Below are 21,143 nucleotides of genomic sequence, written 5' to 3' on the forward strand. Positions count from 1 at the left end.
GCAGCCGTTTCCTCCCCTCTGGCCAAGACCCGACCCATGCCCGGCGACGCCGAAATCGAAACCATGTTGCTCGGACCGCTGGTGCCCGACCGGGTGTGCGGCGACTGTACCGTATGCTGCACCGTGCTGACGGTGAACTCGCCCGATTTCGCCAAGCCGGGCGGCGTGCCGTGCCAGCATCTGACGGAGCGGGGATGCGGCATCCACGCGGTCCGGCCGACGATCTGTCGGACATGGTTCTGCGCGTGGCGCCGGGTCGCGGAACTTCCCGACGCGGCCCGGCCGGACCGGTCGGGGTTGCTGGTATCGATGAATTTCGTCGATCGCCCGGCGAACCTGTTTGAAGGGGTATCGATCCTCGTCCGGTTGCTGCCGGGCAGCGATGCGATCCGCAGCGGCCTTGCCGCCCGGCTGCTCGATACGCTCTGTGCGCAACTCGTGCCGGTGTGGTTCAGCGACGGGGCGGAGAAGATGCTGATGCACCCGCCCGCCGACGTCGCACAGCTGGTCCTGTCGGGCGAACCGGCGCCCGGCCATCTTGCCGAAGAAGTCGCCGCATGGCGCGAACGCTATGCCGTTTTCGCGGACGGTTCGCCGCCCGCCACCGGCTGATTTCCGCCCCGGCCGACTGCAAACGATACGATACGTCCAAAATGTGTCGTTCGTGCATCATCGGTTGAGAATGTTCACATTTCCGACCGCCAAACGGTTGACAGCTCCCCTCCCCTCGGGCGAGTGAACGTTCTCAATATGCGCACAAATTAGTAGCGCTAACATGCATGGGGAGGGAACATATGCGCGGAACAGCCGCCTGTCGTCTGGCAATCGGGGTATCGACGGTAGCGCTCTTGTCGATGAGCGGCAGCGCATGGGCGCAGGACGCCGCCGCGACGCTCGGCGCACCCGGCCCGTCGGAAATCCAGGACGCCCCACGCCCGACGAAGCCGATGGTGATGCGATCACCGTTACCGGCATCCGCGCCAGCCTGCGCGACGCGCTGAACATCAAGCGCAACGCGCAGGGCGTCGTCGACGCGATCAGTGCCGAGGATATCGGCAAGTTCCCCGACACCAACCTCGCCGAATCGCTCCAGCGCATCACCGGCGTGTCGATCGATCGCCAGAACGGCGAAGGCTCGACCGTCACCGTGCGCGGCTTCGGTCCCGAATATAACCTCGTCGTGCTGAACGGCCGCCAACTGCCGACCTCGACGCTGGGCGACGGCGCCAGCGCGCCGGCCTCGCGCTCGTTCGACTTCGCCAACCTCGCGTCCGAAGGGATCGCCGGGGTCGAGGTGTACAAGACCGGCCGCGCCGCCGTGCCGTCGGGCGGCATCGGTTCGACGATCAACATCAAGACGCCCCGCCCGCTCGACCGTCCCGGCATGCGCGGATCGTTCGCCGCGCGCGGCGTCGTCGACACGTCGCAGAACGGCAAGGACCAGATCACGCCGGAACTGTCGGGCGTGTTCAGCACGACCTTCGGCAACGAGGACCAGTTCGGCTTCCTCGTGTCGGGCAGCTATCAGAAGCGCAACGCCAGCGTGAACACCGGCTCGGTCGGGTTCGGCAATTCGTTCCTCGGCACCGAAAACGACTGGGGCACGCTTGGGCCGGAAGGGCCGAACGTCATCAACCGCCCCGGCCCGACCGACGTGTACGAAGTGCCGCAGAGCGCGGCATACAACCTGACCGACATTCGCCGCGAGCGGATCAACGGGCAGGCGGTGCTGCAATATCGTCCGATCGAATCGCTCACCGCGACGGTCGACTTCACCTATTCGCGCAACAAGGTCGAGGCGCGCGACAGCAGCGTCGGCATCTGGTTCAACTTCGGCGACACCTCGACCGAATGGACCGACGGCCCCGCCGCCGGCCCGGTCTTCTACACCGAGCGCTTCGGTCCGGGTAAGGACCTGTCGTACAGCGGCTCCCTCACGGCGAACGTCAGCGAGAACAAGTCGCTGGGCGGGAACCTGAAGTGGGAAGCGCCGGGTGGCGTCACCATCACGCTCGACGCGCATCATTCGACCGCGGAATCGAAGCCGACCAACCGCTTCGGCTCCAGCACCTCGGTCGGCTCGGCGATCTTCGGCGTCGCGTCGCAGACGGTCGACTTTACCAAGGACCTGCCGGTCATCTCGTACGTGATGCAGCCCGGCATCGACGCGCTCAACCCGGCGCTGATCAACGCGACCGGCAACTCGTTCCGCAACGCCTATTTCCGCGACGAGATCAACCAGGTGCAGCTGAGCGGTCATTACGACCATGACGGCAGCTTCCTCGATTCGATCGATTTCGGTTTCTCCTACGTCAACAACCAGGTTCGCTCGGCCTACGGCTTCCTGCAGAACGACACCTGGGGCGGCGTCGGCACCCCGGCGGACCTGCCCGACGACCTGTTCACCCGCGTCACTCTGCCCGACAAGTTCCGCGGCGTGCAGGGCGCGAAGGACGGGATCATCCCGGCCTATTACAAGTTCGATTTCGAACGGATGGTCGACCTGCTCGACAGTCGCTTCGGCATCTGCGGCGGCGACGGCAACTGCCTCGCCAGTTTCGAGGCCGACCGGCGGATCACCGAAAAGACGATCTCGCCGTTCGTCCAGGTCAACAACACGTTCGACCTGCTCGGGCGTCGCGCGCACCTGATCGCGGGTGTCCGGTATGACCAGACGACGGTCAACTCTGCCTCGCTGACGCCGATCCCGGTCGGCACTGCATGGGTTGCGCAGGGTGAGTTCAACGTCATTTATTCGACCGAGAGCGATTTCCTGCCGAACAAGGGCAGCTACGACAACTGGCTCCCCGCGGTCGATTTCGACATCGAGGTGCTGAACAACGTCAAGCTGCGCGCGTCGTACAGCCACACCATTACCCGCGCCGACTATAACAGCCTGCAGGGTGGCCTGACGCTCAACCGCCAGTTCGGCATCGCCGGCGGCGGTGGTCTGCAGGGCAACCCGAACCTCGTGCCGTTCCTGTCGAAGAATATCGATGTGTCGGCGGAATGGTATTACGCGCCGACCAGCTATGTGTCGGCGGGCTATTTCCGCAAGAACGTCAGCAACTTCATCAACTCGCAAGAGGTGCAGCGTTCGGCGTTCGACCTGCGCAACCCGGCCAACGGTCCGCGCTTCCGCGCGGCGCAGGCGGCATTGGGCGGTACCACCGACACCGGCCGCATCCGCGACTATATCCTGCGCAACTTCACGCAGGGTGTGGAGGTCGCCCGCAACGCGGCGGGGGCGCCGATCCTCGACGTCAACGGCTATTATACCGGCCGTATCCTCGGCCTGCCCGAGGACGGCCTGGTCGACTTCCGGATCGGTACGCCGTTCAATTCGGATCAGACCGCGACGCTCGACGGGTTCGAATTCGCGATCCAGCACAGCTTCTGGGAAACCGGCTTCGGCACGATCCTGAACTATACGATCGTGCGCGGCGACGCGAAGTTCAACAACGCGCTCGACCCCAATGTCGGCCAGTTCGCGCTGGCAGGCCTGAGCGACAGTGCCAACGCCGTGCTGTTCTACGACAAGAACGGGTTGCAGAGCCGTGTCGCGTACAACTGGCGCGACAAGTTCTACGCCGGGGGCAATCCGAACCCGACCTATGTCGAAGCCTATGGCCAGATCGACGCCAGCATCAGCTACGAGTTCCGCAAGGGCCTGACCGTCTTTGCCGAAGCGATCAACCTGACAGGCGAAGGGCGGCGCGGCCATCGTCGCAACGAAAACTTCGTGACGTTCGCGCAGCCCGGTTTCGCGCGCTATACCGGCGGCGTCCGCTTCAGCTTCTGATGCGAAAGCGGTCCGGGGGCGGCGGCACGTTGCCGTCGCCTGCCGGCCCAAGGATTGAACCATGACGGAGCGGATCAGGCGGATCGTGATCGTCGGCGGGGGCACCGCCGGCTGGCTGGCGGCGTGTCGGATCGCGGCGGCCGCCGACTCCCATGCCACCGATCCGCTGACCGTCACGCTGATAGAATCCCCCCACGTGTCGACGATCGGCGTCGGCGAGGGGACATGGCCGACGATGCGCGGCACGCTGGCGCGGATCGGCATCGACGAAGCGACCTTCCTGCGCGCGGCCGATGCGAGCTTCAAACAGGGATCGCGCTTCGACGGGTGGCGCACCGGCACGCCCGACGACAGCTATTACCACCCCTTCACCGCGCCGGCCGATCTGCCGCCGGGCGACCTGCTGCGTGAATGGCAGCACGGGAGCTTCGCCGCGCACGCCTCTGCCCAGCCGGCGGTGTGCGACGAGCATCTGGCACCACGGCAGCGAGCGATGGCGCCCTATGCCGGCGCGCTCAACTATGGCTATCATCTCGATGCGGGGAAGTTCGCCGAGCTGTTGCGCGACACCGCCTGCACCCGGCTGGGCGTGACCCATGTCCGCGACCATGTGACCGGTATCGAAGCGGCGGCGAACGGCGATATCGCCACGGTCGTCACGCGCGATTCCGGCGCAATCGCGGGCGACCTGTTCCTCGATTGCACCGGCCATGCCGCGCTGCTGATCGGCGGGCATTACGGCGTCGACAGCATCGACCGCACCGACATCCTGTTCAACGACCGTGCGCTGGCGGTGCAGATACCGGTCGCCCCCGACAGCCCGATCGCGTCGCAGACCAACGCGACGGCGCATGATGCCGGCTGGATCTGGGACATCGGCCTGCCGTCGCGGCGTGGGGTCGGTTGCGTCTATGCCAGCAGCTTCGCCAGCGACGATGACGCCGCGGCGACGCTCACCGACTATCTCCGCCGCACCGCGCCCGATATCGATCCGGCCACCCTGTCGTTCCGCCAGTTGCGCTTCCGCTCGGCACATCGCGAGCGGTTCTGGCAGGGCAACTGCCTCGCCATCGGACTGTCGGCCGGGTTCCTCGAACCGCTGGAGGCGTCGGCGATCGTCACGATCGAGTTGTCGCTCGACGCGCTGCTCGACGGGTTTCCGGCGGACCGGCGCGCGATGGACCTGCATGCCCGGCGGTTCAACGCACTGTTCCGCTATCGCTGGGACCGGATCGTCGACTTCCTGAAGCTGCATTACGTGCTGAGCGAGCGCGACGAACCCTATTGGCGGGCGCATCGCGTGTCCGCGTCGGTCCCGCCGGCGCTGCGCGACCTGCTGGCGCTGTGGCGGACGCAGCCGCCCTCGCCCGCCGACTTCGCGCAGGCGAACGAGATTTTTCCGGCGGCCAGCCACCAATATGTGTTGTACGGCATGGGAATGACGCCCCCGCCCCCCGGCCCGCTGCGTTCCGAACGCAGCGATGCCTTGACGGTGCTGCGTCACGTTCGCCAGCGTGGCCGCGCGCTGACCAGCAGCCTGCCGACGAACCGCGAATATCTGACCGCGCTCACCCGCGCCCCTGCCGAGGTTACCCATGTCTGACCATCAGTTGCTGAACGTCGCCGCGCACCGCGACCTGCGCGTCCGGCGCGAACGATCGGAAGCGCTGGGCGACGCGGTGATGACCGCGCTGGTCGTGCCGGACGAGTTCCGGCAGGTGCAGGCGAGCTATCCGATCCTGTTCCGCCAGAACCGCGAACGCGACGGCTTCGCGGCACTGGCGCTGTTCGGTTTCGATGCGGGCGAGAACCTGTTCCTCGTCGGCGACCGCTGGGACGCGCCCTATCTGCCGCTGTCGATCGACATCCAGCCGTTCCTGATCGGCGGCGCGCCGGGGGCCGATGCCACCCCCAAGGCAGTGGTCGACATGAACAGCCCGCGCCTCGCGACCGACGACGGCGTCCGCGTATTCGACCGCGAAGGGCGTCCGTCGCCCTATCTCGACGTCATTCTCGAACGGCTGGGGGCACTGGATGCGGGCTATCGCGGGTCGGCGGCGTTCTTCGACGCGCTTGAGCGCTACCAGCTGCTCGAACCCTTCACGCTGGAGGTCACGCTCGACAGCGGCGCGACCAACCGGCTGGTCGGCTTCCACGCGATCGCCGAGGAGCGGCTGGCCGAACTCGACGCCGCGACGCTCGGCAAGCTGAACGCCGATGGGCATTTGCTGCCGATCTACATGGCGGTCGCCTCGCTCGCCAACCTGCCCGCGCTCATCGCCCGCAAGAACCGTCGTGGCTGACCTGCGCCCCGTTACGGAGGTGCAGGCGGCGGACGCTGCCGCGCTCGACCACCAGCTGCGTACCGCGAAGGCGCCGTTCGTCGTGCGCGGCCTCGTCGCCGACTGGCCGCTGGTGCAGGCGGCAAAACGATCGTCGCAGGCGGCGCGCGACTATCTGGTCGAGCGGCACCGCGACGTGCCGTTCACCGTATCGGTCGGACAGGCGGGCGGCGGCGAGCGGTTGTTCTACGACGATGCGATGGCGATGAACTTCGCCACGGTCCGGGCGAAGCTGCCCGAAATCCTTGGCGAAATGGGCCGGGTGGAGCAGGATGCCGACCCGCGCGCGATCTACCTCGCGTCGATCGACATGCGCGGCTTCTTCGACGGGCTGGAGGAGGCCAACCGGGTCGATCTCGGCACCCGTGAGCCACTCGCCAGCATCTGGATCGGCACACGCACCCGCATCGCCGCGCATAACGACCTGCCCGACAATCTCGCCTGCGTCGCGGCGGGCCGGCGGCGCTTCACGCTGTTCCCGCCGGACCAGTTCCGCAACCTGCATCTGGGTCCGCTCGACAACACCCCGGCCGGTCGCGCGGTGTCGATGGTCGACTTCACCGCCCCCGATGCGGAGCGCCACCCGCGCTTCGCCGAGGCGCTGGCGCATGCGCAGGTCGCCGAGCTGGAGGCAGGCGACGCGATCCACATTCCGGGGCTGTGGTGGCATCATGTCGAGGGGCTGGCGCCGTTCAACATCCTGGTGAACTACTGGTGGCGCGATGCCCCGCGCTGGTTCGGCCAGCCGCAGGATGCGCTCCACCATGCGCTGCTGGCGATCCGCGACCTGCCGCCCGAGCAGAAGGAACATTGGCGCGAAGTGTTCGACCATTATGTCTTCACCAACGACGACAGCGTCACCGCGCATATCCCGCCCGGCGGCCGCGGCGTGCTCGACCCGCTGACCGCCGAGAGCGCCGGGCGACTGCGCGCCTTCCTGTTGCGGCAGCTCGCCAAATGAGTGCCGCCCCGACCCGCGTCGTCATCGCCGGTGGCGGCACCGCCGGCTGGATGGCAGCGGCGGCGATCGCGCGGACGATGGGCAGGACGGTTGAGGTCGTGCTGGTCGAATCCGAAGCGATCGGTACCGTCGGCGTCGGCGAATCGACCATCCCGCCGCTGGTCACCTACAACCGGCTGCTCGGCATCAACGAAGCCGAGTTCATGGCCGCCACGTCGGCGACCTTCAAGCTCGGCATCCTGTTCGACGGGTGGAAGACCGCCGACAGCCGCTATTTCCATTCGTTCGGCATCACCGGGCGCGACCATTGGGCGGCGGGGTTCCAGCATTACTGGCTGAACGGTCTCGAGCGGGGCCACGACCAGCCGTACGACGACTATTGCACTGAACTCGTCGCGGCCTTGCAGGGCAAGTTCGCGCATCTGCCGGGCGATGCGACCAACTACGCCTATCAGCTCGATTCGGGCCGCTATGCTCGGTTCCTGTGCACCATGGCCGAGCGCGACGGCACCACCCGGATCGAAGGACGCATCGCCAGGGTCGAGCTGGACGCGGAGACCGGCGACATTGCCGCGCTGCTCCTCGACGGCGACCGGCGGGTCGCCGGCGACCTGTTCCTCGACTGCACCGGCTTTCGTGCGCTCCTGATCGAGGGGGCGCTGCACGCCGGCTATGACGACTGGACCCATTGGCTGCCGTGCGACGCGGCGATCGCGCTCCAGACCGAAAGCGTCGGTCCGCCGGTGCCGTACACTCGTGCGATGGCGCATGACGCCGGGTGGCAATGGCGCATCCCGCTGCAACACCGGGTCGGCAACGGCATCGTCTATTGCAGCCGGTATCTGGAGCGTGACGCGGCGCTCGATCGGCTGACGAACAACGTCGAGGGCGCGGTCCTGACCCAGCCCAATTTCCTACGTTTCACCACCGGTGCCCGGCGGCGGCAATGGCATCGCAACTGCGTCGCCATTGGCCTGTCGGGCGGGTTCATGGAGCCGCTGGAATCGACCAGCATCCACCTGATCCAGCGCGCGGTGCTGCGGCTGCTGCGGCTGTTTCCGCAAGGACGCGTCAGCCCCGCCGACGTCGCCGAGTTCAACGACCAGCAGCTGCAGGACATGGAGCAGATCCGCGACTTCCTGATCCTGCACTACAAGGTCACCGACCGCCGCGACTCGCCCTTCTGGCGGCAATGTGCCGATATGGACGTGCCCGACACGCTGGCGCAGAAAATCGCCTTGTTCCGCCAGACGGGCCGGGTATTCCGCCGCAACGAGGAATTGTTCGGCGAGAATAGCTGGGTGCAGGTGATGATGGGGCAAGGGATCGTGCCGGAGAGGCATCACCCGCTGACGGCGAAGCTGAGCGACGACGAACTCGACCGGCTGCTGTCCACGCTGCGCCGGCAGGTGAAGGATACCGTCGCGACGATGCCGCCGCATGGCGACTATGTGGCACGCTACTGTCCGGCGGACCGCAACTGATGGCACCGCGTCGTCAGGGGGTGACGATCAAGCACGTCGCCGCCGATGCCGGGGTGTCGTTGCAGACGGTCAGCCGCGTCATCAACAACGAACCCAATGTCCGCCCGGAGATGGCGCGCCGCGTGCAGGAATCGATCGACCGGCTGGGCTATGTGCCGTTGATCGCGGCGCAGCGCATGGGCGGATCGCGATCGCGCCTGATCCTCGCGCTCAACGACCGCGACCGCACGATCGCCGGGTGGCAGAATCGCGAAGGCACCGACTGGGTCGACCAGATGCTGCTGGGCGGCATGCTGACCTGCGGTCCACACGGCTATCGCCTGATCCTCGAACTGGTCGATACGCATAGCGACCATATCGAACGCGAACTGTCCGCTGCGATCGGCGCGTTGCAGCCCGATGGCGTGATCCTGACCCCGCCGCATTCGCAGGATCCATTGATCCTCGACCTGCTCGCCAGACGCGGGATCAGCATCGCGCGGATCGGATCGCGGGTGCCGGGGCCGGGCTTCTCGCTGACGATGGGCGATGAGGGCGCGGCGCAGATGGTGACCGAGCATCTGGTCGAACTCGGCCATCGCCGGATCGGGTTGATCGAAGGCGCACCGGACTATGAACTGAGCGGCTGGCGGGTTGCCGGCTGGCGCGCGGCGATGGCGGCGGCCGGGCTGTCGGACGACCTGATCCAGCCGGGCGATTTCGGTTATGAGTCCGGCTATGCCGCCGCCACCGCGCTGCTCGACGCCGCCGATCCGCCGACCGCGATCATCGCCAGCAGCGACCAGATGGCGATGGCGACGCTGACGCTGGCGAAGGAACGCGGGCTCACCGTCCCCGACGACCTGTCGATCGTCAGCTTCGACGACACGCCCATCGTCCGCTTCGCCCAGCCGCCACTCACAGCGGTGACGCAACCGATCGCCGAAGTCGCAGCGCGCGCGGTCGAACGGATCATCGCCGAGCAGCGCGACACCCTGCCCCCCGCCGATCCGGTGTCGGTCGCCGCCACGCTGAACCTGCGCGCCTCGACCGCTCCGCCGCGAAGCCGGACCAAATAATTTCGCACTATACGCCAGCTATACGGCTTTGCCGCCGATCGCTCTCGAATTGCTACGCGACACCGGCCTAATCGCCCACCCCTGAAGGCACCGCCACGCGGCGGTCGCCGTATCCAGGGGTGCTATCATGCGGTTACGTCCTGCGGCCATTGCGGTCGCTTCCCTCCTCTGTCCGTTCGCCGCGATGGCGCAGGACGCACCGGCTAAAACCGACGTGCCGCCTGCCGTCGCCATCAGCGGGTCGGCGGCGATCGCATCGGACTATCGCTTTCGCGGCGTATCGCAGTCCGATCAGGAAATGGCGGTCCAGGGCGGCATCACCGTCACCCATGACAGCGGCGCCTATATCGGCACCTGGGCCTCGAACCTTGCCGGATGGGGCACGTTCGGCGGCGCGAACATGGAACTCGACCTGATCGCCGGGTACAAGGCGAAGCTGTCGGACACCGCGACGCTCGACGTCGGGCTGACCTGGTATCTCTATCCCGGCGGCGCGGACAAGACCGACTTCGCCGAACCCTATGCGAAGCTGACCGGTACCGCTGGCCCGGCAACGCTGACTGCCGGCGCGGCCTATGCGCCGAAGCAGGAAGCGATCGGCCGCTGGTACCGGAACGGCGCCAGCGCCGCGGCCGGCACGTATGACCGCCCCGGCGCGAAGGACGACAACCTCTATCTGTGGGGCGACGGTGCCTATGCAATTGCCGGCACGCCGATCACCGCCAAGGCGCATATCGGCCATAGCTGGGGGCAGGACGGCCTCGGCCCCAATGCGACCGCGGTGTCGCCGACCGGCGACTACTGGGACTGGTCGATCGGGGCGGACGCGACTTACCGCAACCTGACGCTCAACCTCTCCTGGATCGACACCGACATTTCGAACCGCGACGCCGCCTACCTCCGGCCGAGCTTCAGCCGCGGTCAGGACGGTTCTGGCAACATCGCCGGCAGCACGCTTCTCGCGTCGCTGACCGCGGCCTTCTGACCCGGGAGCGACACGATGGATGACGTCCTGTGGCTCCTGATCATGCTCGGGCTGCTGGCGGCGACGCTCGCCTATGCCCGCCTGATCGACAATGCGTGAGGTGATGCGATGACCCTCGACCTCTGGCTGGCGGCACTCACCGCGTTCGGCCTTCTCGTCTATCTCGTGGCGGTCCTGATCCGCCCCGAACGCTTCTGAACGGGAGGCGCTTCCCATGACTTTTGCCGGATGGGCCCTGATACTGGGCTTCGTCGCGATCCTGATCGCGCTCACCAAACCCGTCGGCCTGTGGCTGTTCGCCCTGTACGAAGGCCGCCGCACCCCGCTCCACATCGTGCTCGGCCCGGTCGAGCGTAGCTTCTATCGTCTGTCGGGCATCGACCCGCAGGCCGAACAGTCGTGGCGGCGCTACGCGCTGCATATGCTGTTGTTCAACGCGATGCTGATGGCCTTCACCTACGCCGTGCTTCGGTTGCAGGGCGTGCTGCCCGGCAATCCGCAGGGACTGCCCGGGCTGTCGCCGCATCTCGCGTTCAACACCGCGATCAGCTTCACCACCAACACCAACTGGCAGAGCTATGGCGGTGAATCGACCATGTCGAACCTCAGCCAGATGCTGGGGCTGACGATCCACAACTTCCTGTCGGCGGCGACCGGCATCGCGCTCGCCTTCGCGCTGTTCCGCGGCTTCGCGCGGCGGCAGGCGCAGACGATCGGCAATTTCTGGGCCGACATGACGCGGGTCACGCTGTACCTGCTGCTGCCGCTATGCGTCGCTTACACGCTGTTCCTGATCGCCAGCGGCGTGCCGCAGACGATGGCCGGGGTGGTCGACGTGACGACGCTGGAAGGGGCGAAGCAGTCGCTGCTGCTCGGCCCCGTCGCCAGCCAGGAAGCGATCAAGATGATCGGCACCAATGGTGGCGGCTTCTTCAACGCCAATTCTGCACACCCGTTCGAAAACCCGACCGCGCTGACGAACCTCGTCCAGATGCTGTCGATCTTCCTAATCGGGTTCGGCCTGACCTGGACCTTCGGCAAGGCGGTGGGCAACACCCGCCAGGGCTGGGCGATCCTCGCGGCGATGACGGTCCTGTTCCTCGCCGGCGTCACCGTCACCTATTGGCAGGAGGCCGCAGGCAACCCGATCCTGCACGCGCTCGGTACCGCCGGCGGCAATATGGAGGGCAAGGAGGTCCGCTTCGGCATCGCCGCCTCCGCACTGTTCTCGGTCGTGACCACCGCCGCATCGTGCGGCGCGGTCAACGCGATGCACGACAGCTTCACCGCGCTGGGCGGCATGATCCCGCTGTTCAACATGCAGCTGGGGGAGGTCGTGATCGGCGGCGTCGGCGCGGGCATCTATGGCTTCTTGCTGTTCGCCATCCTGACGGTGTTCGTCGCGGGCCTCATGGTCGGGCGCACCCCCGAATATGTCGGCAAGAAGATCGAGAGTCGCGAAGTGAAGCTCGCCGTCCTCGCCATCGCCGTGCTGCCGCTGATGATCCTCGGCTTCGCGTCGCTGTCGTCGGTGCTGGAACAGGGGCTGGCCGGGCCGCTGAACAAGGGGCCGCACGGGTTCTCCGAAATCCTCTACGCCTTTACCAGCGCGGTCGCGAACAACGGGTCGGCTTTTGCCGGTCTGACTGCCAACACGCCCTATTATAACTGGCTGCTCGGCGTCGCGATGTGGGTCGGGCGGTTCTTCATCATCGTGCCGATGCTGGCGATCGCCGGCAGCCTCGCCGCCAAGCGCTACACCCCGGAAAGCGCGGGCTCGTTCCCGACGACCGGCGCGCTGTGGGTCGGACTGCTGGTCGGCATCATCCTGATCGTCGGCGGCCTCACCTTCCTGCCGAGCCTCGCGCTCGGTCCCATCGCCGATCATCTCGCGATGATCCGCGGCCAATCGTTCTGACAAGGGGGCCATCGTGGCGAAGACCCAGTCCAAGAGCCTGTTCACGGCCGACCTTGTCGTGCCGGCGATCAAGGCGTCGTTCGTAAAGCTCAACCCCGCCGAACTGATCCGCAACCCGGTGATGTTCGTGACCGCCGCCGTGGCGGCATTGATGACGATCCTGCTCGTGGTGGGGCAGGACGACCTGACCACCGGCTTCAAGCTGCAACTGGTCGTCTGGTTATGGCTGACCGTGCTGTTCGGCACCTTCGCCGAGGCGCTGGCCGAAGGGCGCGGCAAGGCGCAGGCCGCCTCGCTGCGCGCCGCCAAGGCCGAGCTGATCGCCAAGCGGCTGATCGGCGACGGCCCGCACCATGACAGCGTGCCCGCCAGCCAGCTGAAAATCGGCGATATCGTGCTGGTCGAAACCGGTGACCTGATTCCGTCGGACGGTGAAGTCGTCGCCGGTGTCGCGTCGGTCAACGAAGCCGCGATTACCGGCGAAAGCGCGCCGGTGATCCGCGAGGCGGGCGGCGATCGCAGCGCCGTCACCGCCGGCACCCGCGTTATCTCCGACGAAATCCGCGTCAAGGTGACGGTCGAGCCGGGCAAGGGCTTTCTCGACCGCATGATCGCGCTGGTCGAGGGGGCCGAGCGGCAGAAGACCCCGAACGAGGTCGCGCTGACGCTGCTGCTGGTCGGCCTGACGATCATCTTCCTGATCGCGGTCGCGACCGTGCCCGGCTTCGCATCGTACGCTGGCGGCAGCATCCCGGTCGCGGTGCTGGCGGCACTGCTCATCACGCTGATCCCGACCACCATCGCCGCCCTGCTGTCGGCGATCGGCATCGCCGGCATGGACCGTCTGGTCCGCTTCAACGTGCTTGCCAAGTCGGGCCGCGCGGTCGAGGCGGCGGGCGATGTCGACGTGCTGCTGCTCGACAAGACCGGCACGATCACCATCGGTGACCGGCAGGCGAGCGAGTTCCGCGCGGTGGGCGGTGCCAGCGAGGCCGAACTGGCCGAGGCCGCGCTGCTCGCCAGCCTCGCCGACGAAACGCCCGAGGGCCGCTCGATCGTCGTGCTGGCAAAAGACCGCTTCGCGCTGCAACGCACGATGCCGGCGGATGCGGAGGTGATCCCTTTCACCGCGCAGACCCGCGTGTCGGGCATCCGCATCGGCGACGCACTGATCCAGAAGGGCGCGGTCGATTCGATACTGCGCGCCCATCCCGGATCGGGCGAGACTGCCGCCGCGACCGAACTGCGCCGCGTGACCGACGAAATCGCCCGGGCGGGCGGCACCCCGCTGGCGGTCGCCCATAACGGCCGGCTGCTTGGCGCGATCTTCCTGAAGGACGTGGTGAAGGCGGGCATCCGCGAACGCTTCGGGGAACTGCGCGCGATGGGCATCCGCACGGTGATGATCACTGGCGACAACCCGCTCACCGCCGCCGCCATCGCCGCCGAGGCCGGGGTCGACGACTTCCTCGCGCAGGCGACGCCCGAGGACAAGCTGGCGCTGATCCGCAAGGAGCAGCAGGGTGGCAAGCTGGTCGCGATGTGCGGCGACGGCACCAACGACGCCCCTGCCCTCGCCCAGGCCGATGTCGGCGTGGCGATGAACACGGGGACGCAGGCGGCGCGCGAGGCGGGCAACATGGTCGATCTCGACAGCGATCCGACCAAGCTGATCGAGGTCGTGGGCCTCGGCAAGCAGCTGCTGATGACCCGCGGGGCGCTCACCACCTTCTCGGTCGCGAACGACGTGGCGAAATATTTCGCGATCATTCCGGCGATGTTCGTCGCGCTCTATCCCGGCCTCGGCGTGCTTAACGTCATGGGGCTGGCCACGCCCGAAAGCGCGATCCTGTCGGCGATCATCTTCAACGCGCTCATCATCCCGCTGCTGGTGCCGCTGGCGCTCAAAGGCGTCGCCTATCGCCCGATGGCGGCGGGCCCGCTGCTCGCCCGCAACCTCGCCGTCTATGGCCTCGGCGGCCTCATCGCACCGTTTATCGGTATCAAGATCATCGACCTGCTGGTCGGTGGCCTCGGCCTCGCATAAGGAACATCGTCATGGGCAAAGACCTCTCGTCCGCGCTGCGTCCCGTCGTCGTGATGACGATCTTGTTCGCCGCCTTGCTCGGCATCGGCTATCCGCTGGCGATGACCGGGCTCGGCCAGCTGCTGTTCCCGGCACAGGCCAATGGCAGCCTCGTCCGCGCCACCGACGGCGCCGTGATCGGGTCGAGCGTCGTCGGACAGGCATTCACCACCGACCGCTATTTCCAGACGCGCCCGTCCGCCGCCGGCAAGGGCTATGATGGCCTCGCCTCGTCGGGCTCCAATCTCGGCCCCACCAGCCAGGCGCTGGTCGACCGGGTGAAGGGGGATGTCGCGCGGATGCGTGCGCAGGGCATCGCCGGCCCGCTGCCTGCCGATCTGGTTACCGCCAGCGGCTCGGGGCTCGATCCCGACCTGTCGCCCGCCTCGGCGCAGGCCCAGGTCGCCCGCGTCGCACGCGTCCGCGGCCTAGCGCCCGAGCGCGTGGCGGCACTCGTCGCGCAGCAGACCGAAGCCTCGCTGCTGGGCGATCCGCACGTCAACGTGCTGGCGCTCAATCGCGCGCTCGACGCGTTGCGCTGATCCGGTGGAGCCGCCGCGCCCCGACCCCGAAGCATTGCTGCGCGCGGCGGCGCAAGAGGGGCGTGGGCGGCTGAAGATCTTCCTCGGCGCCGCGCCGGGGGTCGGCAAGACATACGAGATGCTGTCGGAGGGCATGGCCCGCCGCCGCGACGGCGTCGACGTCGTCATCGGTGTCGTCGAGACCCATGGCCGCGCCGAAACCGAGGCGCTGACCCGCGGCCACGAGATCGTGCCGCGCCGCGAAGTGGCGTATGAAGGCCGCACCCTGCGGGAGATGGACCTCGACGCCATCCTCGCCCGCGCGCCGCGGCTGGTGCTGGTCGACGAACTAGCCCACACCAATGCGCCGGGCAGCCGCCATCCCAAACGGCATCAGGACGTCGCCGAACTGCTCGCCGCCGGGATCGACGTCTATTCGACGGTCAACATCCAGCACGTCGAAAGCCTGAACGACGTCGTTGCCAGCTTCACCCGCGTCCGCGTCCGCGAAACCGTCCCCGACAGCGTGTTCGAAACGGCGGAGATCGAGGTCGTCGATATCCCGCCCGACGAACTGATCGAACGGTTGAAGGCGGGCAAGGTCTACCTGCCGCAGGAAGCGACCCGGGCGCTCGGCCACTTCTTCTCCAAATCCAACCTGTCGGCGCTGCGCGAACTGGCGCTGCGCCGCGCCGCGCAGGCAGTCGATGCGCGGATGCTCGACGATGTCCGTGCGCTCGGCCTCGGCGGTACCTGGGCGGGCGGCGACCGTATCGTCGTGGCGATCAACGAGCTGCCCGGTTGCGATGCGCTGGTGCGCGCTGCCAAACGCGTCGCCGACGGGTTGCGGGGGCCGTGGACCGCGCTGTTCGTCGACACTCCCCGCTCGGCGCACTTCACCGACGACGAACATGCCCGTGTCGCCGCGACCATGACGCTCGCCGCGCAACTGGGCGCCGCGGTCGCCACCGTCCCCGCCCCCAATGTGGTGGAGGGTATCCAGTCGTTCCTGACCGACGCCCGCGCGACGCAGCTGGTGATCGGCAAATCGCGCCGCTCGCGCTGGTTCGAACTGCGCCACGGATCGGTGGTCGACCGGCTGATCCGCGACACGCCGAACGTCACGGTCCACGTCCTGCCGATGCCGACCGTTGCCGACACCCGCCGCCCGGCCCGCCGCCGCAGCGGCCAGCCGGGCACGCCGATCGGCTATGCGGTGACGACCTTCCTCATCGCCGCGATCACCGCACTCGCCACCGCGCTGTTCCACATCCTCGACCTCGGCAACGTCGCGCTGCTGTACCTGTTGCCGGTGATGGTCGCCGCCAGCCTGTTCGGGCTGCGCACCGGCCTCTACGCCGGGCTGGTTTCCAGCCTTGCGTACAACTTCTTCTTCCTGCCCCCGGTCGGCACGTTCAGCGTGAACAATCCGGAGAATATCCTGTCGGTTTTCGTCCTGCTCGGCATCGCGATCGCCACCAGCCAGCTGACCGCACGCGTCCGGGTGCAGGCCGACCTCGCCGCCGCCAGCGCGCGGACCAACGCCACGCTCGCCGGCTTCGTGCGACAGATCGCCGCGATCAACGATCTCGACGTCGCGGCACAGATGATCTGCGACGACCTGCGCCGGTTGTTGCAGGTACAGGTCGTGCTGCTGTCGACACCCTTGGGCGGACCGCTCGACGTGCTGGCCGCCAGCGACCCTAGCTACCGGCTCGACACGATGGACCTTGCCGCCGCCAAATGGGCGTTCGACACCGGATCGCCCGCCGGCAAGGGGTCCGGCACGCTCGCCGCATCCGAATGGCTGTTCCAACCGCTCAAGGTCGGTGACCGGGTGCTGGGCGTCCTCGGCGTCGCCAACGAAGCCGGTGGCGATCCGGTACGCGCCGATCGCCTCCCGTTGCTCAGCAGCCTGATCGACCAGTCGGCGCTGGTGCTCGAACGACTGCGGTTGCAGGCGGAGATGCGCGATGTCGACGTCGTGCGCACTCGCGACCGGCTGCGCGCCGCGCTGCTCTCCTCGGTCAGCCACGACCTGCGCACCCCGCTGACCGCAGTCATCGCCGCCGCCGCACAGTTGCACGACGGCGCCACCCCCGACCTGATCGCCACGATCGAGGGCGAGGCGGCGCGCCTCAACCGTTTCGTCGCCAACCTGCTCGACATGGCGCGGGTCGAGGCAGGCGCGCTGAAACTCAGGATCGAGGCGACCGACCTCAGCGACGCGGTGGCAGGGGCCGCACACGATGCGCGCCGCGCGCTGAAGGGGCATGGCGTGCAGCTGGACGTGCCGCCCGATCTGCCGCTCGTCCGCGTCGATCCGCAGTTGTTGCACCACTGCCTGCTCAACCTGCTCGACAATGCCGGGCGCTATGGCGATCCGGGGACCGAGATCGTGGTGGAAGGGCGCAACCGCTTCGGCGAACTGCGCCTCGCCGTCCTCGACCACGGCCCCGGCCTGCCGCCGGGACGCGAGGGCGAAGTGTTCGAGACGTTCCGCCGGCTCGAAGGATCGGACCGCGTCGCCGGCGGCACCGGCCTCGGCCTCGCCATCGTCAAGGCCTTTGCCGACGCGATGGGTCTGGGCGTAGAGGCCGCCAACCGCGCCGATGCCACCGGTGCCGCCTTCACCCTGATCTTTCCCGCCGCCCTGATCGTCCGCGAACCCCTTCCCGAAAGCACCGCCTGACATGCCCGCCAGGATTTTGGTCGTCGACGACGACGCCGCCATCCGCCGTCTGCTGCGCAATACGCTGTTGCGGGCCGGCCATGACGTGATCGAGGCAGGCGACGGCAAGACCGCGCTGCGACAGGCGGCGGCCGAGCATCCCGATGCCGTGCTGCTCGACCTCGGCCTGCCCGACCGCGACGGGTTGAGCCTGATCCCGTTGTTGCGCGCGGCGGGCGAGGCGGTGATCCTCGTCGTCTCGGCGCGTGATGCGGTGGAGGAAAAGGTGACGGCGCTCGACCTTGGCGCCGACGATTTCGTGACCAAGCCGTTCGACACCGACGAACTGCTCGCCCGCCTGCGCGTGGCGTTGCGCCACCGCGAACGCTCCGAGGCACCACCGCACATCGTCCGGCGCGGCGACCTGACGATCGATTTCGACACTCGCACCGTGCGCCGCGGCGACACCGACCTCCACCTGACACGCAAGGAATATGACGTGCTCGGCCTGCTCGCCCGACACATCGGCCGGGTCGTCACCCACGACCGCATCCTCACCAGTTGCTGGAGCGGCGACGAAGACCCCCGCATCGAATATCTCCGGATCATCATCCGCAACCTCCGCCAGAAACTCGAACCCCCCGGCGAAATCGGCAGCGTGATCGCCAACGAACTGGGCGTCGGCTATCGCCTGCGCGCCGATGGATAGTCGATCAGAACCCGATTGATCCACGCGCTGACAACGCTATCAGGGCGCACACGAACGATTGGGGAGGACAGACATGCCGGTATCGACAAACGCCCATTGGACTGCGATTGTGAACGTTCACTCGCGCAGAAAGAACCCGATGTCCGCCCTTTGCCGTACCGCGCTGCTCCTCGGCACCGCCCTGCTTGCCGGCACCGCGCCCGCGCTGGCCCAAACCACCAACAACGCGCCCAAGGCCGCGACCGGCCCTACCGATGGCCCGCAGCAGCGCCCGTGGATGAACACCGCGCTCGACGCATCGGCCCGCACCGCGCTGGTGCTGAAGGAGATGACGCTCGACGAAAAGCTGCAACTGACCTTCGGCTATTTTTCGACCAAGGCGGAATGGCAGCGCACCCCGATCAAGAACTGGCAGATGCCCAAGGACGGCCTGCCCGATTCCGCCGGCATCGTCCCCGGCATTCCCCGCCTCGGCATCCCCAGCCAGTGGCAGACCGATGCCGGCGTCGGCGTCGCCAGCCAGCGCACCCCGACCCCCCGGCTGCGCACCTCGCTCCCCTCCGGCATCGCCACCGCCGCGACGTGGAACCCCGACCTTGCGGAGGCCGGCGGCGCGATGATCGGCAACGAGGCGCATCTGTCGGGCTTCAACGTTCAGCTCGCCGGCGGCATGAACCTGATGCGCGAACCGCGTAACGGCCGGAACTTCGAATATGGCGGCGAAGACCCGCTGCTCGCCGGCATCATCACCGGCCGCGAGATCAAGGGCATCCAGTCGCAGAACGTCGTGTCGACGATGAAGCACTTCGCCTTCAACGGACAGGAAACCAACCGCTTCAACATCGACCACAAGATCGGCGAACAGGCCGCCCGCCAGTCCGACCTGCTGGCGTTCGAGATCGCGCTGGAAACCGGCGATCCCGGGTCGGTGATGTGCGCGTACAACCGCGTCAACGGCTTCTATGCGTGCGAGAATGACTGGCTGCTCAACCAGACGCTGAAGCAGGACTGGGGCTATAAGGGCTTCGTCATGTCGGATTGGGGCGCGACCCATTCGACGACGCAGGCCGCCAATTTCGGTCTCGACCAGCAATCGGGCTGGGCGTTCGATCGCTCGCCCTATTTCGCCGATGCGCTGCGCGAAGCGGTCAACAACGGCTATGTGTCGCAGGATCGGGCCACTGACATGGCGCGCCGCATCCTGTGGGCGATGTTCGACAACGGCCTGTTCGACAAGCCGGTCGCGGGCGACCGCGCGACGACGATCGACTATGCCGCGCACGCCGCCGTCACCCGCGCCGATGCCGAAGAAGCCATCGTGCTGCTCAAGAACACGCCCGGCCTCCTCCCCCTCGCCGCCACCGCCAAATCGATCCTCGTGATCGGTGCGCATGCCGATGTCGGCGTGCTGTCGGGCGGCGGGTCGAGCCAGGTCTATCCGCATGGCGGCCCGGTCAACGGCCTTGCCGTGCCCGACGAATTCCCCAGCGGCTTCCCCGGCCCCAAGCTCTACCACCCTTCCTCGCCGCTGAAGGCGTTGCAGGCCCGCACCAGCGCCACCGTCACCTATCTCGATGGCAAGGATGCGAAGGCAGCGGCCGCGGCGGCACGGAAGGCCGATGTCGTGATCGTGTTCGGCGAACAATGGACCGGCGAATCGATCGACGCGCCGAACCTGAACCTGCCCGACAACCAGGATGGGCTGATCGACGCGGTCGCCCGCGCCAACAAGCGCACGGTCGTCGTGCTCGAAACCGGCGGCCCGGTGCTGATGCCATGGCTGGGCAAGGTCGGCGCGGTGCTGGAGGCATGGTATTCGGGCACGTCGGGCGGCGAGGCGATCGCCCGCGTGCTGACCGGTGAGGTCAATCCGTCGGGCCACCTGCCCGCCACCTTCCCCGCATCGCTGGCGCAACTGCCGCGTCCGGTGATCGAAGGCGATCCCAAGCTCGACCGCGACTCGCACCCGATGGGCAATTACGACATCGAAGGGGCAGCGGTCGGGTACAAGTGGTTCGACAGGACCGGCGCCAAGCCGCTGTTCCCGTTCGGTTATGGCCTGTCCTATACCAGCTTCGCGCTGAACGGCCTGACCGCGACGCCGACGGCCAAGACCGTGCAGGCCCGCTTCACCATCACCAACACCGGCAAGGTCCGCGGCAAGGGGCTGGCGCAGCTCTATGTCGCCGGTAACGGGTGGGAAGCGCCCAAGCGGCTCGGTGGTTTCTCTAAGGTCGACTTGGCACCGGGCGAGAGCCGGACGATCGACATGACGATCGATCCCCGGCTGCTCGCGACGTTCGACAGTACGACCCGTGGGTGGAAAATCGCGGGCGGCGATTATCAGCTGCTACTGGCGCATTCGGCAACGGATATCGCCGCCCGCGCCACGGTGCGGCTGGCGGGCGCTACGCTCGACAAGCGCGGGCGCTGAGCCCCGGGCCGAATACCCCGAACACCGCGATCTTCGCCTCGGCCCACGCAAACTCGTCACTCCCGCGAAGGCAGGAGTCCATAGCCGCTGACGTCACGGCTCCGGTCGAAACGTCAGCGGCTATGGATTCCCGCCTGCGCGGGAATGACGTGAAGGCAGAACAGCCAACCTA

Annotated in this window: 15 protein-coding genes; all 15 read left to right on the plus strand. The window is 67.5% G+C overall.

What is annotated here, in order from left to right:
- The first annotated feature begins 63 nt into the window (after nt 1-63).
- Nucleotides 64-612 (plus strand): YkgJ family cysteine cluster protein, encoded by a 549-nt coding sequence (locus tag MF610_RS00570; protein ID WP_422635940.1) that lies wholly within the window; start codon nt 64-66, stop codon nt 610-612.
- Nucleotides 613-868: 256 nt separating this feature from the next.
- Nucleotides 869-3,802: a TonB-dependent receptor gene (locus tag MF610_RS00575; protein WP_242192185.1), complete on the plus strand. Its 2,934-nt coding sequence runs from the start codon at nt 869-871 to the stop codon at nt 3,800-3,802.
- A 61-nt stretch (nt 3,803-3,863) separates the two neighbouring features.
- Entirely contained in the window at nt 3,864-5,405 is a 1,542-nt protein-coding gene (locus MF610_RS00580; RefSeq protein WP_242192186.1) for a tryptophan halogenase family protein, read from the plus strand.
- Nucleotides 5,398-6,105: a SapC family protein gene (locus MF610_RS00585; protein ID WP_242192187.1), complete on the plus strand. Its 708-nt coding sequence runs from the start codon at nt 5,398-5,400 to the stop codon at nt 6,103-6,105. Before MF610_RS00580 ends, MF610_RS00585 begins: the two co-directional genes overlap by 8 nt.
- Nucleotides 6,098-7,105: a cupin-like domain-containing protein gene (locus tag MF610_RS00590; RefSeq protein ID WP_242192188.1), complete on the plus strand. Its 1,008-nt coding sequence runs from the start codon at nt 6,098-6,100 to the stop codon at nt 7,103-7,105. Before MF610_RS00585 ends, MF610_RS00590 begins: the two co-directional genes overlap by 8 nt.
- A complete protein-coding gene (locus MF610_RS00595) occupies nt 7,102-8,589 on the plus strand; it encodes a tryptophan halogenase family protein (RefSeq protein ID WP_242192189.1) in 1,488 nt (495 codons plus the stop codon). Before MF610_RS00590 ends, MF610_RS00595 begins: the two co-directional genes overlap by 4 nt.
- Nucleotides 8,589-9,647, plus strand: a complete 1,059-nt coding sequence (locus MF610_RS00600; protein WP_242192190.1) for a LacI family DNA-binding transcriptional regulator — start codon at nt 8,589-8,591, stop codon at nt 9,645-9,647. Before MF610_RS00595 ends, MF610_RS00600 begins: the two co-directional genes overlap by 1 nt.
- A gap of 127 nt (nt 9,648-9,774) precedes the next feature.
- On the plus strand, nt 9,775-10,632 hold the full coding sequence (locus MF610_RS00605) for a TorF family putative porin (protein ID WP_277923821.1): 858 nt from the start codon (nt 9,775-9,777) through the stop codon (nt 10,630-10,632).
- A 108-nt stretch (nt 10,633-10,740) separates the two neighbouring features.
- Nucleotides 10,741-10,830 (plus strand): K(+)-transporting ATPase subunit F, encoded by a 90-nt coding sequence (kdpF, locus tag MF610_RS00610; protein ID WP_115378396.1) that lies wholly within the window; start codon nt 10,741-10,743, stop codon nt 10,828-10,830.
- Between the two features lie 16 nt (nt 10,831-10,846).
- Nucleotides 10,847-12,550 (plus strand): potassium-transporting ATPase subunit KdpA, encoded by a 1,704-nt coding sequence (gene kdpA, locus MF610_RS00615; RefSeq protein WP_242192191.1) that lies wholly within the window; start codon nt 10,847-10,849, stop codon nt 12,548-12,550.
- A gap of 13 nt (nt 12,551-12,563) precedes the next feature.
- Nucleotides 12,564-14,597, plus strand: coding sequence for a potassium-transporting ATPase subunit KdpB (gene kdpB / locus MF610_RS00620; RefSeq protein WP_242192192.1), 2,034 nt, complete (start codon nt 12,564-12,566; stop codon nt 14,595-14,597).
- A gap of 11 nt (nt 14,598-14,608) precedes the next feature.
- A complete protein-coding gene (kdpC, locus tag MF610_RS00625; RefSeq protein ID WP_242192193.1) occupies nt 14,609-15,178 on the plus strand; it encodes a potassium-transporting ATPase subunit KdpC in 570 nt (189 codons plus the stop codon).
- A 4-nt stretch (nt 15,179-15,182) separates the two neighbouring features.
- The gene (locus MF610_RS00630; RefSeq protein ID WP_242192194.1) at nt 15,183-17,849 is read left to right on the plus strand and encodes a DUF4118 domain-containing protein; all 2,667 of its coding nucleotides are present in this window, start codon (nt 15,183-15,185) and stop codon (nt 17,847-17,849) included.
- Nucleotide 17,850: 1 nt separating this feature from the next.
- Complete coding sequence (locus tag MF610_RS00635) at nt 17,851-18,537, plus strand: response regulator transcription factor (protein WP_242192195.1); 687 nt, start codon at nt 17,851-17,853, stop codon at nt 18,535-18,537.
- 139 nt (nt 18,538-18,676) lie between these two features.
- The gene (locus MF610_RS00640; RefSeq protein ID WP_242192196.1) at nt 18,677-20,971 is read left to right on the plus strand and encodes a beta-glucosidase family protein; all 2,295 of its coding nucleotides are present in this window, start codon (nt 18,677-18,679) and stop codon (nt 20,969-20,971) included.
- The last annotated feature ends 172 nt before the right edge of the window (nt 20,972-21,143 follow it).

Source organism: Sphingomonas hankookensis (assembly GCF_022664465.1).
Taxonomy (GTDB): Bacteria; Pseudomonadota; Alphaproteobacteria; order Sphingomonadales; family Sphingomonadaceae; genus Sphingomonas; species Sphingomonas hankookensis.

Coding starts and splice junctions, on each gene's coding strand:
- kdpC (WP_242192193.1), top strand. CDS start 14,609: ATGGGCAAAGACCTCTCGTCCGCGCTGCGTCCCGTCGTCGTGATGACG.
- kdpF (WP_115378396.1), top strand. CDS start 10,741: ATGACCCTCGACCTCTGGCTGGCGGCACTCACCGCGTTCGGCCTTCTC.
- MF610_RS00640 (WP_242192196.1), top strand. CDS start 18,677: ATGTCCGCCCTTTGCCGTACCGCGCTGCTCCTCGGCACCGCCCTGCTT.
- MF610_RS00580 (WP_242192186.1), top strand. CDS start 3,864: ATGACGGAGCGGATCAGGCGGATCGTGATCGTCGGCGGGGGCACCGCC.
- MF610_RS00570 (WP_422635940.1), top strand. CDS start 64: ATGTTGCTCGGACCGCTGGTGCCCGACCGGGTGTGCGGCGACTGTACC.
- MF610_RS00575 (WP_242192185.1), top strand. CDS start 869: ATGGGCGCAGGACGCCGCCGCGACGCTCGGCGCACCCGGCCCGTCGGA.
- kdpA (WP_242192191.1), top strand. CDS start 10,847: ATGACTTTTGCCGGATGGGCCCTGATACTGGGCTTCGTCGCGATCCTG.
- MF610_RS00600 (WP_242192190.1), top strand. CDS start 8,589: ATGGCACCGCGTCGTCAGGGGGTGACGATCAAGCACGTCGCCGCCGAT.
- MF610_RS00605 (WP_277923821.1), top strand. CDS start 9,775: ATGCGGTTACGTCCTGCGGCCATTGCGGTCGCTTCCCTCCTCTGTCCG.
- MF610_RS00585 (WP_242192187.1), top strand. CDS start 5,398: ATGTCTGACCATCAGTTGCTGAACGTCGCCGCGCACCGCGACCTGCGC.
- MF610_RS00635 (WP_242192195.1), top strand. CDS start 17,851: ATGCCCGCCAGGATTTTGGTCGTCGACGACGACGCCGCCATCCGCCGT.
- MF610_RS00595 (WP_242192189.1), top strand. CDS start 7,102: ATGAGTGCCGCCCCGACCCGCGTCGTCATCGCCGGTGGCGGCACCGCC.